General features: G+C 68.0%; 18 protein-coding genes. 13 read left to right on the forward strand and 5 right to left on the reverse strand.

Annotated elements, in window-relative coordinates; translation table 11 throughout:
• The first annotated feature begins 180 nt into the window (after positions 1-180).
• The 3 genes from BMW35_RS00005 to BMW35_RS00015 all read left to right on the forward strand — a co-directional run bounded on the left by BMW35_RS00005 (position 181) and on the right by BMW35_RS00015 (position 2130).
• Complete coding sequence (locus tag BMW35_RS00005; protein ID WP_089667104.1) at positions 181-954, forward strand: TrmB family transcriptional regulator; 774 nt, start codon at positions 181-183, stop codon at positions 952-954.
• 236 nt (positions 955-1190) lie between these two features.
• Positions 1191-1793: a TetR/AcrR family transcriptional regulator gene (locus BMW35_RS00010; protein WP_089667105.1), complete on the forward strand. Its 603-nt coding sequence runs from the start codon at positions 1191-1193 to the stop codon at positions 1791-1793.
• Positions 1794-1923: 130 nt separating this feature from the next.
• Positions 1924-2130 (forward strand): hypothetical protein, encoded by a 207-nt coding sequence (locus BMW35_RS00015; protein ID WP_089667106.1) that lies wholly within the window; start codon positions 1924-1926, stop codon positions 2128-2130.
• 58 nt (positions 2131-2188) lie between these two features.
• On the opposite strand, the gene BMW35_RS00020 is transcribed toward BMW35_RS00015, so the two are convergent.
• Entirely contained in the window at positions 2189-2446 is a 258-nt protein-coding gene (locus BMW35_RS00020; RefSeq protein ID WP_218138575.1) for a M48 family metallopeptidase, read from the reverse strand.
• A gap of 105 nt (positions 2447-2551) precedes the next feature.
• On the opposite strand from BMW35_RS00020, the gene BMW35_RS15425 reads away from it, so the two are divergent.
• Entirely contained in the window at positions 2552-2695 is a 144-nt protein-coding gene (locus BMW35_RS15425) for a hypothetical protein (RefSeq protein ID WP_177170741.1), read from the forward strand.
• A 2-nt stretch (positions 2696-2697) separates the two neighbouring features.
• On the opposite strand, the gene msrB is transcribed toward BMW35_RS15425, so the two are convergent.
• Positions 2698-3099: a peptide-methionine (R)-S-oxide reductase MsrB gene (gene msrB, locus BMW35_RS00025; protein WP_089667107.1), complete on the reverse strand. Its 402-nt coding sequence runs from the start codon at positions 3097-3099 to the stop codon at positions 2698-2700.
• A 30-nt stretch (positions 3100-3129) separates the two neighbouring features.
• Positions 3130-3768 carry an alpha/beta hydrolase gene (locus tag BMW35_RS00030; RefSeq protein WP_089667108.1) on the reverse strand — a complete coding sequence of 213 codons (639 nt, stop codon included), beginning with the start codon at positions 3766-3768 and terminating at the stop codon, positions 3130-3132.
• A gap of 147 nt (positions 3769-3915) precedes the next feature.
• On the opposite strand from BMW35_RS00030, the gene BMW35_RS00035 reads away from it, so the two are divergent.
• From BMW35_RS00035 to BMW35_RS00050, 4 genes are all read left to right on the forward strand, one after another.
• Positions 3916-4293 carry a winged helix-turn-helix transcriptional regulator gene (locus BMW35_RS00035; protein WP_089667109.1) on the forward strand — a complete coding sequence of 126 codons (378 nt, stop codon included), beginning with the start codon at positions 3916-3918 and terminating at the stop codon, positions 4291-4293.
• 75 nt (positions 4294-4368) lie between these two features.
• Positions 4369-5043, forward strand: a complete 675-nt coding sequence (locus BMW35_RS00040) for a DUF2270 domain-containing protein (RefSeq protein ID WP_089667110.1) — start codon at positions 4369-4371, stop codon at positions 5041-5043.
• 185 nt (positions 5044-5228) lie between these two features.
• Positions 5229-5624, forward strand: a complete 396-nt coding sequence (locus BMW35_RS00045) for a DUF5820 family protein (protein WP_089667111.1) — start codon at positions 5229-5231, stop codon at positions 5622-5624.
• 25 nt (positions 5625-5649) lie between these two features.
• A complete protein-coding gene (locus BMW35_RS00050) occupies positions 5650-6096 on the forward strand; it encodes a UPF0179 family protein (RefSeq protein ID WP_089667112.1) in 447 nt (148 codons plus the stop codon).
• Here the strand turns inward: BMW35_RS00050 and BMW35_RS00055 are convergent.
• A complete protein-coding gene (locus BMW35_RS00055; RefSeq protein WP_089667113.1) occupies positions 6039-6872 on the reverse strand; it encodes a M14 family metallopeptidase in 834 nt (277 codons plus the stop codon). The two genes, BMW35_RS00050 and BMW35_RS00055, sit on opposite strands and share 58 nt — an antisense overlap.
• Positions 6873-6981: 109 nt before the next feature.
• Here BMW35_RS00055 and BMW35_RS00060 point away from each other — a divergent pair, with 109 nt between their 5' ends.
• From BMW35_RS00060 to BMW35_RS00080, 5 genes are all read left to right on the forward strand, one after another.
• A complete protein-coding gene (locus BMW35_RS00060; RefSeq protein ID WP_089667114.1) occupies positions 6982-7464 on the forward strand; it encodes a DUF309 domain-containing protein in 483 nt (160 codons plus the stop codon).
• Positions 7465-7978: 514 nt separating this feature from the next.
• Complete coding sequence (locus BMW35_RS00065) at positions 7979-11479, forward strand: efflux RND transporter permease subunit (RefSeq protein ID WP_089670304.1); 3501 nt, start codon at positions 7979-7981, stop codon at positions 11477-11479.
• Positions 11476-12231 (forward strand): TrmB family transcriptional regulator, encoded by a 756-nt coding sequence (locus tag BMW35_RS00070; RefSeq protein WP_089667115.1) that lies wholly within the window; start codon positions 11476-11478, stop codon positions 12229-12231. The genes BMW35_RS00065 and BMW35_RS00070 overlap by 4 nt, the downstream gene beginning before the upstream one ends.
• A gap of 31 nt (positions 12232-12262) precedes the next feature.
• A complete protein-coding gene (locus BMW35_RS00075) occupies positions 12263-12685 on the forward strand; it encodes a GNAT family N-acetyltransferase (protein ID WP_089667116.1) in 423 nt (140 codons plus the stop codon).
• A 158-nt stretch (positions 12686-12843) separates the two neighbouring features.
• The gene (locus BMW35_RS00080; RefSeq protein ID WP_089667117.1) at positions 12844-13794 is read left to right on the forward strand and encodes an AAA family ATPase; all 951 of its coding nucleotides are present in this window, start codon (positions 12844-12846) and stop codon (positions 13792-13794) included.
• Here the strand turns inward: BMW35_RS00080 and BMW35_RS00085 are convergent, their stop codons facing one another.
• Complete coding sequence (locus tag BMW35_RS00085; RefSeq protein ID WP_089667118.1) at positions 13795-14172, reverse strand: DUF7522 family protein; 378 nt, start codon at positions 14170-14172, stop codon at positions 13795-13797.
• Positions 14173-14189: the final 17 nt, after the last annotated feature.

Genomic DNA, 14189 nt, shown 5'->3' on the forward strand with positions numbered 1-14189 from the left:
ATTTTGCCGCCGCTCCAGCAGTTCGGCATCATCACCGGACTCACCATCATCTACGCGTTCCTCGCCAGCGTGCTCGTACTCCCCAGCCTGCTCGTCATCTGGACGAGGTACCTCGGTCCGAGCGTCGACGAGTCCACGACGAACGTCGACGCAGCGACGCCCACACCGGAGGACTGACCGATGGACGAAACTGACGCGATAGACGCGATGGGGGAACTCGGCCTCACCCAGTACGAGGCCCAGGTGTTCATCGCGCTCCAGCAGTTGGGTGTCGCGTCAGCGAGCGAAATCGGTCAGGCGACCGACGTTCCCCGGTCGCAGGTGTACGGCACCGCGGAGTCGCTCGAAGAACGCGGCCTCGTCGAAGTGCAGCAGTCGAACCCGATTCGGTACCGTCCGGTCGGACTAGAGGAGGCACAGCAGACGCTCCGCGAGCAGTACGAGACGCACCAGCGCAACGCCTTCGACTACCTGGAGTCGGTCCAGCAGCAGCCACACAGTGCGGAACAGCAAGAAGACATCTGGACCGTCCGCGGGTCGGACCACATCGACACGCGGGTCGAGCAGCTGGCCGCCGACGCGACCGAGCGCGTCGTCTACGGCTGTGGCGGCGCGCTGTTCGACGAGCGGACCGCCGAGACGCTGGTCGGCCGAGCCGACGACGGCATCGCGGTGACCGTCATGAGCCGGGACGAAGCAGTGCGGTCGCGGTTCGCAGACACCGCTGTCGACACGCTCGCGTTCCCCAGCGAGGTGGACTCCTCACGGAGTCAGGCCGGTCGCGTCCTCTCGGCGGACGGCGACACGATTCTGCTGAGTGTGCTTGGCGGCCCAGTCGCGCCCGCGGTGCCGGAGGAGACGGCAATCTGGAGCAGTGGGACCGGATTCGCGGTGACCTTCATCGTGCTCCTGTCGAGCTGGTTCGAGATGCATCTGGGTCGCGCGGTGCTGTAACGAACCGTCCGTCCCCGCTCGTATGGGGTGGACCGTGGCGAGAGTAGTAGGTGGGTTGGTTCGAGCGGGGACGACGGGGCTGGGGTAGGCCAGCCAGTGGTCGCACGCAGGAGCGGTGCGACGTCGGCGACCCCAGCGTTGCTGAATAAACGTACAGTTACCTTAATCGTGTCGGTCGAATCTCTGTCAGGCGCGACCGGGCAACCTTTTACACGCTACTCGGCGTACCGTCTGGCATGAGTGAAGCCGACGCGGAGGGCGAGGACCTCGACACAGAGGACCTCATCATGCAGGCGACCTACCGAGCGTTATGCGAACACGGCTACCCCGCCACGAGTATCTCCAAGATCGCCGACGAGTTCGAGAAGAGCAAGGCCCTGCTCTACCACCACTACGACGACAAAGAGGACCTGCTCGCGCACTTTCTCACCTATCTGCTCGACCAGTTCGAGACCGAACTCGAACAGAATCTGCCGACCGACCACCGACAACGACTCACGTCAGTCGTCGACCAGGCGCTCCCCGAAGTCGGTGAGGCCGACGAGTTCCAGTTCCGCCGGGCACTCCTCGAAATGCGCTCCCAGGCACCGTACCACGAGGCGTACCACGACCGGTTCGTTCACTCCGACGAGCTGATTCTGCAGGAGTTACGCGACACCATCGAGGCTGGCATCGAGGCCGGGGAGTTCCAGGACGTGGACCCCGCGGAGACGAGTCAGTTCCTGTACACGCTCGTGTACGGTGCGCTGGAGCGTGACGTACCGCTCGGTGACGAGGCAGTGACCGAGTTGACGCGAGAGCAGATTCACACGTACATCTCCGAGCACGTCTACAAGTAATCGGGGGAGGGGCGGCGAGCCGTGAGGCGACGGATTTCACGGAGCGGGTCGGCGTGTTTCGTCTGACCGATAGTCCTGTCGAGCAGAACCGAAGCGCCCATTGATTACCGAACGTTCAGTTAATACGGGTATGGACTCCACGACGACACGACGATACCTCGGACTCGGTGTAGTCAGCGACGTCGTCTCGCTGCTCCTGATTCCGCTCGCCGGAGTGGTCGGCATGTACAGCGCGTACAGAGTGCACGGGGAGGTGTCTCGGGTGTACAGCCTCCTCATCGGCGGCGTCGGCGCGTTCTCGGTCGCGCTCTGGGTGACGTACCTGCTGTCACTCTGACACCGCTCGTCGCAACTGGACGAGCAGTTCTGGAAGTCCCGGACTCATCTGAAGTGGTTCAGTGGGTCGACATCTCCAGGTCTTTCTGCCGACACACGCGTTCGACGAACTGGTGGAGTTCCCTGTACTGCGTTTCGGGGAGGTCCTCAGCGCCGACGCTGCGTAACGCGGACCACTTCCCGACCTTGTACTGGGCGACGACGAGCACCACGCTGCCCAGAACGGCGATGGGGAGCACGCCGCGACCGAAGGCAGCCATGGCTGCTGCCACGGCGACGAGATAGAACCCAGCCAGCACTGTCCCGACGACGGCCATCCGTACTTTGAGTCCGAAGTGTCGCACGTGTGAGGGGGTGTTCTCGTTCGGACCGGTCGCGGGTCGCCGGGAACTATTTTGGTGGTCCGTGCGGTAGCGACTCGTATGTCCGCTGCAACCCAGCTGCGGTGCCACGAGTGTGGACGCACAGCCTCGCGAGACGACTGGGAGACGGCGACCGACCCGAAGCTCGGCGACATGACGCAGTGCCCGGGCTGCGGGTCGACGAACGTCCAGAGCGACCGGTAGCCCTACTCCTCGTCGGGCTCGAAGTCGAGCGCGACGGAGTTGATGCAGAAGCGCTCGCCCGTCGGTTCCGGACCGTCCTGGAAGACGTGCCCGAGGTGGCCGCCGCACTCGGCGCAGACGACTTCCGTGCGCTCCATCCCCTGGCTGTGGTCGGGGCGTCGCTCCACGGCGTCCGCGTCGGCGGCGTCCCAGAAGCTCGGCCAGCCGCAGTGCGCGTCGAACTTCGTCTCCCCGGAGAACAGTTCCGCGCCACACCCCGCACACGAGTACGTGCCGTCCTCGTCGCGGTCGACGTGGTCGCCGGAGTACGGGCGTTCGGTGCCCTGCTCGCGCAGCACGCGGTACTGTTCGTCGGAGAGCGTCTCTCGCCAGTCGATTTCCTCGGTGTCGGGCGTCTCGGCCATACCAGACCTAGGTGGCGACTCCGGGTAAACCTAGAGGTCGGCGACCATCTCGGCCGCGAACTCCAGTTCGTCGTCGTTGACGCCGTGGCCCATGCCCTCGTAGATGCGCTCCGTCACGTCCGCGCCCATCGATTCGAAGACGTCGCGGGTGTCGTGGACGCGCTGTTCGGGGATGTGGGGGTCGCGGTCGCTGCACCCGAGGAAGACCGGTGTGCCGTCGAGGTCGCCGTCGTACTCCCAGCTGGTGCCCTCGGGGCCGTGGAGTCCGCCGGAGAACGCGACGAAGCCGCCGTACCGTCCGGGGTTGCGGGCGACGAACTCGCTGCCGAGACACGCGCCCTGCGAGAACCCGAGCAGGAGCACGCGCTCGCGGGGGACGTGGTCGGTGACGTCGTCGAGGACGTCGCCGACGAGCGCGAGCCCCGACGAGAAGTGCGGGTCGTTCTCCGTCGTCGGTTCGAGGAAGGAGTTCGGGTACCAGGTGGCGCGCGTGGCCTGCGGCGCGAGGAAGGCGGTGTCCTCGCTCGGGAGGTCGTCTGCGAACTGCAACATTCCGAGCGCGCGAGCACCACGGCCGTGCAGGAGGACGACTGCGCGCTCGGCGTCTTCCAGGGCCGCGCCGCGGTGTTCGACCGGCTGTCCCGCGTGAGGGTCGGCGTCGGCTGACATGCAGTCCGGTACGGCCCGCCGACGTAAACGTCTCGGCTAACCACCGGGCCACCGGGTGGCGTCCACGTCACCCCGGCCGATGCTGGTATCGGGGCGACACCAGGTGCGTGCCGGAACCACTATGTCACTGGATGCCGAAGCGAGACCATGAACGACGGTGCCGACGGGGACGACCGGTACAGCGAGGAGGCCTGCCACGTCATCGACTCGCTCGAACAGATCGGCAGCCAGTGGCGGCTCATCGTGCTCCACGACCTCCAGGAGGGTGAGAAGCGCTTCAACGAACTCAAGCGCTCGACGGACGCCAGTTCGCGGACGCTCTCCCGGGTGCTCGACGACCTCCAGGAACTCGGGTTCGTGAACCGCCGGCTGGAGGAGGAGTCCCCCGTCGCGACGTACTACTCGCTGACCGCGAAAGGCGAGTCGCTGTTCCCCGTCTTCGACGCCATCGAGTCCTGGGCGGACGAGTGGCTCGCCGACGACGAGGACGGCGTCGAGGCCGTTGGGTCGCTCGCAGACAGCTAGGACTACTCGCTCGGTCGGCGACCGCCCGGTATCCGGTTCCTAATTTTGTGGGCTCGGCGCAACCCCGACACCGTGATGACCGGCGACGACCACGAGTCAGCGGGAGACGGGGACGGGGAGACCATCGCGGACCGGGTGTCCGGCGACCGCTCGGCGTTCACCAGGGCCACGACGGGCTTCTACCGTGGCGAGGTCGACCGCGCGACCACCTGGCGGTCCAGGCTCGACCAGACGACGAACTGGGCGGTCGTCGTCGTGGCGGCGGTGCTCACGTGGTCGTTCTCCAGCGAGAGCCGACCGCACTACGTGGTCCTCATCGGCGTGCTCGCGGTCACCGCGTTCCTCCTCATGGAGGCGAACCGCTACCGGGAGTACGACGTGTGGCGCGACCGCGTTCGGACCGTGCAGACGGGCCTGCTGGCCGAGCTGTTCGAGTCGGCGGGCGCGTCGGACGACTGGACGGCGCACCTCGCCGACGAGCTTCGGAATCCCTCGTTCCACATGTCCTACCGACACGCCGTGAACCACCGGCTCCGGCGCTCGTACTTCGCACTCCTGTCCGTGCTCGTCGTCGCGTGGGTCGCCCGCGTCACGGTGTACACCGCCGACGAACCGTGGCGGCAGTCGGCGGCGATTCTGTTCTTGCCCGGTGAACTCGTCGCGGGAGCAGTCGGCGTGTTCTACCTCGCGGTCGTCGTGGTCACGGTCTGGTCCGTTCGGGGCGGTCGAACCCAGGAGTTCGAGGTGTGACGAGGACTCGGTGTCGGGAGCACACCCCCTGCGGAGTGAAAGTGAAACGCCGGTGTTCGATTCCGTTATTTGCAGAATTGGCGCGTTACGTGCGTCCTATCTTCCGACCGCGGCTCGACAACTCACTGTTTCACTTTCACTCGCGGACCGGCACTCCTTAGGTCGGTCCCGACCACGCATCGACCATGAGCGGGTACGGCGACCTCCCCGAGGGCTGGCAGGTGTGGACCGAAGACGCGGACGGCGGCGACATTCTCGTCTACCGGCCGGACGTCTTCGACAGCCACGAGTACCCGTCGCCGTGCCTCCCCACGATTCAGGTCGCACAGCGGCCGCCGACCCAGCAGAAGCGCCGCGCGGGCTCGAACCCCGACGGCTGGTGGGTGTCGCTCACCCTCGAACCCGAGGTCCGGGTGCGGGACGCCGACGCGCGCTTCGACTCGCGGACGGCCGCGGTCGCCGGCGCGGTCGACCTCGCCGAACGGTTCGCCGCAGGCGACGTGGACTACCGCGGGGCCTACCAGATTCCCCGCGAGGACTACCTCGACGAACTGGACGACCGCACGGGGCGGGAGGCTTAACCCGGCGGCCGGCCAACCGACGCACATGCCAATCACGCTGCTCGGGGCGCGGCTCGCCGACCCGGGCACCGAGTTCGTCTACCGCGGCGAGGCCGACGCCTGTGAGGGCTGCCCGTACCGCAAGCAGTGCCTGAATCTCACCGAGGGCGTCCGCTACGAGGTGACAGATGTCCGGGAGGGCGGTCAGGTGCTGGACTGCGGCGTCCACGACGAGGGCGTGGTCGCGGTCGACGTCGAGCCGGCGTCCGTCACCGCGAACGTCCCATCGAAGGGCGCGTACGCCGGGAGCAAGGGGAAGCTCGCGGGGCCGTGCCCGCACACGGAGTGCCCGAGTCACGAGTACTGCGAGCCGGCCGGCGCGGACTTCGACGAGGAGTACCAGATCGGGGAGATTCTCGGGGACCCGCCCCACGACTACTGCGCGCTCGACAGGGAGCTGACGCTCGTGGAGTTCGCGCCGTCCGAGGACTGAAGCACGCCCGCCGGCTCCCCCCGGTAGCCGAACTGGTTCTTGTAGCCGTACGGCGACAGCAACACGGGCCAGAACGGCTCGTCTGCGACCAGCGGCTCGCCGTCGGCGGCGGCGTACGCCTCGCCGGCCGCGACCTCCTGGAAGTTCTCGACGAACACCTCGTACTCGTCGCCCGACGGCTTCGGGATGGACTCGCCCATCTCGAAGACCGGGACCTCGCGGCGGGCCGGGTCACCGGGGAGCACCTCGGTCGCCGTGAGGAACTCCCGGACGAGGGTGTAGGCGTTCTCCGCGGCCGGCTCGCTGCCCTGCAGGCCGGCCTCGACTTCGAGGATGTCGGCGTCCGCGGCGAAGATGCGCCCGTCGCCGAAGTCCCCGGTGTCGACGAGCGCCGCCACCGAGAGCGCCGGGACGACCGACGGCACCGGCGCGTCGACCCCGCTGGAGATGGCGAACGGGTCGGCGTGGGACTGCGTGGAGTGGACGGACAGCACCGTGCAGCCGCGTATCTCGTCGGCGAGTCGCTCCGCGAGCCGTCGCTCGTGGGCGTCCTCGGGCACGTCGTCCGTGAACGACCGGTTCAGGTCGGCGTCCACGTACCGGACGCCGGCGTCGAGCGCGCGCTCGTTCGCCACGACGAGTTTCACGGGCGACAGGACCGCGGGGTCGTCGTCCAGCAGTCGCTCGACGGCGCGGACGCCACAGGGTTCGTCGCCGTGGACGCCCACGACGACCGCGACCGACGGCTCGCCGTCGCCCAACTGCTCGACACGCATGTGGCCATCATAGCCGCGCGTCGTTGAAATGGATTGTCGTTGGCTCGCCAATTGCCGGGCTCGCGGTAGCCGTCGACGGGATTAGGTGGTCGGACGCTGTAGCCGGCGTATGGACGACCACACCCGCGACCCGGGCGTCGCGCCCCCGCTCGGTGACCCGACCGGGTGGCGGGCCGACCGCCGGGTGTGGGAGCACGCGACGCTGCGGCGGGCGGTCGAGCACGGCGTGCGCCTCTACAACAGCGGCGACTTCCACGAGTCCCACGACTGCTTCGAGGACGAGTGGTACAACTACGGGTCAGGCACCACGGAGTCCGCGTTCCTCCACGGGATGGTGCAGGTGGCCGCCGGCGCGTACAAGCACTACGACTTCGAGAACGACGACGGGATGCGGAGCCTGTTCAGAACGGCGCTCCAGTACCTCGACGGCGTTCCCGGTGACTACTACGGCGTCGACGTCGACGATGTGCGCCGTCGGCTCCGTGCGGCACTCGACGACCCCGGGGCGCTCGACGGCTGGCGAATCGCCGTCGACGACGCGGAGCCCACGGCGTACCCGGCGGACTACGAGTACGCCGAGAGTCTGGAGTGACCGTGAGCCGCAGTCGTTCTGTCTGACCTGACTCGGCCACGTCGCTTACGCTGCTCGACGCCGCACTGCTCGGCTCTTGGGCCTCGGTGGTGCCGTGGGTAGATTCGGAGTTATGAGCGGGCTGCTCAGGCCGACACTGACGCTCGCGACCGTCGCCGGCTACTGGAAGGCGCTGGCGGCGATTTCCCTGACTTCGCGGGACTGTTCGGCCGGAGCGTCCTGTTCGGCATCGCGTCCCTCCTGCTGCCGCTCGTGATGCTGCCGGTTCTCCGATTCGGTGACTATCGGTACCGCGGCGGTCGGTCGACCCAAGCCTAAGCGGGGCACTGCACTCCGGTCTATTCTCTGGGTACACGCAGCTCTAGCGGCCGTTAATCGTGGTCTCAGTCACTCTTCCCCCCGGCGTCGCGATGGCTGCTTCTTCCGGTGTGCTTATGTATGCGAAGCTGTGAGTAGGTTCTGAGAACATCGCTGTCAGTATGATACTACCAACAAACCTTCCGGGGTGGTCCCGGTGAAGACCATCGAACGAATCGCCGACTTCGTAACCGACCACAGCAGAGCCGCCATCGCAATCATGCTGGTGCTGACACTCGCCGTCAGCGCCGGCGCGCCGATGGTCGACCAGTCCTCGTCGCTCGACCAGTTCCAGTCCGAGAGCGACGAGTCCCAGAAGCTCGACTACATCGACGAGCACTTCGAGACCGGCGAGGAGAACACGACGACTGCCCAGGTCATCGTCCAAGGCGATGATGTCCTCTCGCGGTCCTCGCTGATAGAGACACTCGCCTACGAACAGGCGCTACACGACAACGAGACAGTCGGACCCACGCTGTCCGGCGACGACGCGATTACCGGTGTGGCGAACATCGTCGGCATCGCCGCCATCCAGATGGAAGAAGGCGAGGACGTGCGGTCGCTCGCCAGCGAAATCGAGGCCGAACGGGCCGCCATCGAGGAGCGCCGGACGGCGCTGAACGAGACCGCCGAGGCGCTCCGCGGCGAGCTCACAGTCCTCAGGCAGAACCCCAGCGCGGACCCGCAAGCCGCCTTCGAGTCGGTGGCCGCGAACTCCTCGGTCGAACTCGACGACGAGGACGCACAGACGTTCGCCGGGGCCGCCGAGGCGCTCCGGGCAGCCACCAGCGAAGAAGAGGCCCAGCAGGCCTACGAGGCCGGTACGGTCGGCGTGCTGCGCGAGGAGTTCCAGGCGCTCGAACAGCGCGGGAGCGACCTCCAGTCGCTGGCGGACGACCTCGAAGCCGAGCGCGCCGAACTGCAGGACGCGCGGAACGCGTCGCTCGCGGAGCAGCGCGCGCAACTGGAGGAGATGAACGACAGCGAGGTCGAGGACGTCGTTGCGCGGGTACTCAGCGCGGACGCTGCCAGCAGCGGGACCGGCCCGTCCCCGTTCGAGCTGATGCCGTCCGATAGCTTCGAACCCGGTGACACTTCCGCGAACGCGACGATGTTCATCGTCCAGCAGAACGCCGACGCCGTTCCCGGCGGCGGGCAGGTGACCGACGACGATGTCGTCGACGCCCAGCTCGCGATGCAGGACCTCGCCGAGGACCGCGACCTCGAGTACCTCATCTTCGGCGGCGGCATCATCACGGACGAGATCAACAACTCGATGGCCGACAGCCTGCTCATCGTCGGGCCGCTGGCCGTCGTGTTCGTCCTGCTCGCGCTCACCGTCGCCTACCGCGACGCGCTCGACATCGTCCTCGGGCTGTTCGGCATCGCTGCCGTCCTCGCGTGGGCGTTCGGCTTCATGGGCTGGACGGACATCGACTTCAACCAGATCTTCATCGCGGTGCCCGTGTTGTTGATCGGGCTGTCCATCGACTACGCCATCCACATCTTCATGCGGCACCGCGAGGAGCGCCACGACGACGACGCGCCGGCCTCCGTTCGTGGGTCGATGAAAGTGGCACTCAGCGGTGTCGGCGTCGCTCTCGTTCTGGTGACTGCCACCACCGTCATCGGGTTCCTGTCGAACCTCACGAGCCCGGTGCCGCCCATCCAGGAGTTCGGTATCGTGAGTGCGGTCGGCATCACGGCAGCGCTGCTCGTCTTCGGCGTCCTGATTCCCGCGCTGAAAGTCGAGCTCGACGACTACCTCGAAGGCCGGGGCTGGGACCGCAAGAAACGCGCGTTCGGCACCGGCGGCGGCCGGTTCAGTGACGCGCTCTCGTTCGGCGCGACGGCTGCACAGAAGGCACCCGCCGTCGTCATCGTGCTCGCGCTGCTGGTGACGGCAGCCGGCGCGTACGGCGGGACGCAAGTGGACACGTCCTTCGACCAGGAGGACTTCCTGGCGGACGAACCGGCGGAGTGGCAGCAGAACCTCCCCGAGCCGTTCGCACCGAGCGAGTACACCGCGAAAGAGAACCTCGAGTACGTGAACGACCGGTTCGTTCGCGAGGACTTACAGGCCCAGATTCTGCTCGAGGGCGACGGCGTGCAACGCGACACTGCGCTCGAACGCGTGCAGGACGCCCGCGACGCAGCCAGCAACAAGAACGTCACGACGGAACTCACGAACGGCGAACCCGGTATCGAGGGCGTGCTGTCGGCGATGCGGTCGACCGCAGCAGCCAACGACTCGTTCGCCGAGACGTTCGAGGCAGCGGACACTGACGGTAACGGCGTGCCCGACCAGAACGTCACGGGCGTGTACGACGCGTTCTTCGACGCGGCACCCGACCAGGCGTCCTCGTACATCGCACAGGACGACGACGGGAACGCCGAGGCGCTGCGGATGGTCGTCTCCATCCAGGGTGGCTCGTCCAGCGACGACATCACCGAGCAGATGCGAGACGTGGCTGAGACTGCCGAAGGTGACGGTATCACGGCGACCGCCACCGGCAGCGCCATCCTGAACAAGATTGTGCAGGACCAGCTGCTGGACACGGTCGTCGAGAGCCTGCTCATCACGCTCGTCGCCGTCTTCGCGTTCCTGATGTTGACCTACCGGTTCACCGACGGCAGCGCGACGCTCGGTGCGGTGACGCTGCTGCCCGTCGTCCTGAGCGTCGCGTGGATTCTCGGGACGATGTACCTGACCGACATCCCGTTCAACGTCCTGACGGGGATGATCACGAGCCTGACTGTCGGGCTCGGGGTGGCGTACAGCATCCACCTCAGCGAACGGTACATGCAGGAGCTAGAGAGCGCAGACTCCGTCTGGGACGCGATGCAGACTGCCGTCACGGGCACCGGCGGTGCGCTGCTGGGGTCGGCGGCGACGACGGTCGGCGGCTTCGGCGTGCTGGCGTTCGCCATTTTGCCGCCGCTCCAGCAGTTCGGCATCATCACCGGACTCACCATCATCTACGCGTTCCTCGCCAGCGTGCTCGTACTCCCCAGCCTGCTCGTGGTGTGGACGAAGTACCTCGGCCCCGACTGGACGGCCGACGACTTCGCCGACGACACCGACGACGACAGCGAGGAGTCCGGCGCGGCGGTCGCGGCGAACGGCGCGGGCGCGACGCAGCAGGCGGCACCGGCCGCTGCGGCGGACGCGCCGACGCGGACGCTGTCCCGTGACCTCGTGCAGCCGGCGGGCAGCCTCACCGCGACGGTGCGGCTGACCGGCGACGGCCGCGTGGCGCTCTCGGAGTCCGTCCGGGGCGGCACCGTCACGGCCGTCGAGGCCGACCCCGAACCCGTGAACGCGGTCGTCACCGACGACGGCGTCCACGTGGCGTGGCGTCTCGACGACGCGACTGCGGCGACCGCGACCTACGACGTCGTGGTCGACGGGGACGCGGTGGACGGGACGGCCGTCTCGTTCGTCGGCGAGGCGCTCGGCGACAGCGAACGCGACGTGGCCGGAGACACCGAGGCGACGGTCGTTTCGGACATCTTCGAGCGCGTGTTCGCGCAGGCCGAGGTCACCGACGACGACCTCGCGGCGGCCAGCGAGGCGTTCCGCGAGGGCGAACTCTCCGCCGACCAGTACGACCGGGTCGTGCGGGAGTGGGCGCGCGACCGCCCGGAGGGAGAATGAACGAGGGGGACGCTGTCGACGCGCTCAAATCCCTCGGGCTGACGACCTACGAGGCCCGGACGTTCGTGGCGCTCCAGAAGCTCGGAGCCGGCACCGCCAGCGAGGTCGCCGAAATCGCCGAGGTGCCGCGCTCGCAGGTGTACGGTGCGGCCGAGGACCTGGAGGGCCGCGGGCTCGTCGACGTCGAGCAGTCGAACCCGACGCGGTACCGGCCGGTCGGCATCGAGGAGGCCCGCGAGCGCCTCTACCGGCAGCTCCGGTCGGAGAGCGACGCGGCGTTCGACTACCTCGAATCCGTGCGGTCGGAGTACGGCACCGACGAGGAGGAGAGCGAGGCCATCTGGACCGTCCGAGGGTCGGCGAACGTCGCCGCCCGCGCGACCCGGCTCGTCGCGTCGGCCGAGAACCGCGTGGTGTACGGCACCGAACACGTGCAGCGGCTCGGTCCGAGCGTCCGCGAGGCGCTCGCGGACGCCGTCGAAGCGGGCGTGGCTGTGACGGTTATCAGTGAAGCAGACGACGTGCTAGACGTGGCCCGCGAAATCGGTGCGCGAGCAGTCGCGGTCGGCCACGAGCTGATGCCGGAGATGGGGACCGAGCGCGTCGTGATGGCGGACGACGACGCCGTGCTCGTCTCCGTGGGTGCCGACGACGGCTCTGAGACGGCGTTCTGGAGCCGCGACACGGCGTTCGCGACGATGCTGTCGAGCCTGCTGGGCGAGTTCGTGGCGACGGTCGCCGGCGACCAGTAGGCGTTTCTCCCGCCGGCTCGTCCGTCCACGTATGCGGGTGGAACGGGCTGACACCGAATCCGAGTACGAGGACGCACTGGGCGTTCGCTACGACGTGTTCGTCGACGAGCAGGGCGTCCCCGAGGACCTGGAGGTCGACGAGTACGAGGAGACCGCGACGCACTTCGTCGGCTACGACGACGGCGAGCCGGTGGCGGCCGCCCGGCTCCGCGAGTACGAGCCCGGCGTCGGGAAGGTCGAGCGCGTCGCGGTCCGGGCGTCCAGACGCGGCGAGGGGTTCGGCGCGGCCGTGATGGACGCCGTCGAGGACGCCGCCACCGGAGCGTTCGACGAGCTGTACCTCCACGCCCAGCTACACGTCGAGGAGTTCTACGCCGACCGCGGCTACGAGCGCGACGGCGAGGCGTTCACCGAGGCGGGCATCGAACACGTCGCGATGCGAACGCGGCTGTAGCCCGAGTCGGGACGCCAGCGTCGGCGCGCGGAGAAGCGGGGACCGGACAGATACTGACTGGCGTGGGGCGTCCGGAGACCACGCCAGACGCGTCTACATCGTCCAGGGTAGTAAGGGTCCCGACAGCTACAAGAGCCGTCGCGGCGACCCACCACTGAATGGACGTCGACACAGCCGCCCAGACCTGTACCGACGTCGTCGAGGCCGTCTCCGGCGCCGTCGTCACCGACAGCGAGTTCCTCGAAACTGTGCTCTCCGGTGCGCTCGCCCGCGGTCACGTCCTCCTCGAGGACGTCCCCGGGACGGGGAAGACCCTGACAGCGCGCAGCCTCGCGAACGCCCTCGGCCTGGAGTTCACGCGCATCCAGTTCACCCCCGACCTGCTCCCGTCGGACATCACCGGCTCGCACGTCTACGACGCCGCCACGGAGTCGTTCAGCTTCAACCGCGGCCCCGTGTTCGCGAACGTGGTGCTGGCGGACGAAATCAACCGCGCACCGCCGAAGACGCAGGCGGCGCTCCTCGAAGCGATGGAGGAGGGACAGGTGAGCATCGACGGCGAGACCCGCCAACTCCCGGACCCGTTTTTCGTCATCGCGACCCAGAACCCCGTCGAACAGGAGGGGACGTTCCGGCTGCCGGAGGCCCAGCGCGACCGCTTCGCGGTGAAGGCCGCCATCGGCTACCCGGACCGGGCTGGCGAACGAGAGCTCGTCGACCGCCGCGCCGACCGCACCGCCACGACCCCCGAGGTCTCTCAGGTCGTCCCCGAGGACGCGCTGCCCGCCCTCCAGCGGGTGCCAGAGACCGTCTCCGTCTCCGACGGCGTCCGGGACTACGTCGTGGACGTCGGCCGCGGTACGCGCGCCGACCCGCGCGTCGAGGTCGGCGTGAGTCCGCGTGGCACGCAGAAGCTCTTCGAGGTGGCCCGCGCCAGAGCCGTCTTCCAGGGCCGGGACTACGTCACGCCCGACGACGTGAAGGCCGTCGCCGAACCGGTGCTCGTCCACCGAATCGTTCTGACGGGTGAAGCCAACGTCGAGGGCGTCGACCCGGCGGCCGTCGTCGCGGACGTCCTCAACCGCGTCGAAGTCCCCGCAGTCACGTAGTCAGGCGAGCGTCTCCTGGACGGCCTCCAGCACCGGCGTCACGTTCGACACGTCGCCGTCGAGGCCGACGAAGATGGTCGGCGCGTCCTCGTAGCCGAGCACGATGACGTTCACGCCGTCGTCGTACACTTCCACCGTACACCGGAGCGGCCCCACCGGGTCGTGGAGGGCTTCTTTCCGGTCCGCGGACAGCACGTCCAACACCACCTCGTCGACCACTTCGTCGACGTGGCCGGGCTCGTAGCCCTCGAGTGCGTCCTCGCTCGCGTGCGCTATCGCGTAGTCCCGCTCCCGGAAATCACCGTAGAACACGCCCCTGAGCCCGTCTCCGGCCTGCGATTCGAGCAGGTCCACGAGGGTCTCGATTCGGTCGTCCATCTCGTGTGGACAGGAAC

The organism is Halobacterium jilantaiense (genome assembly GCF_900110535.1).
Classification (GTDB): Archaea; Halobacteriota; Halobacteria; order Halobacteriales; family Halobacteriaceae; genus Halobacterium; species Halobacterium jilantaiense.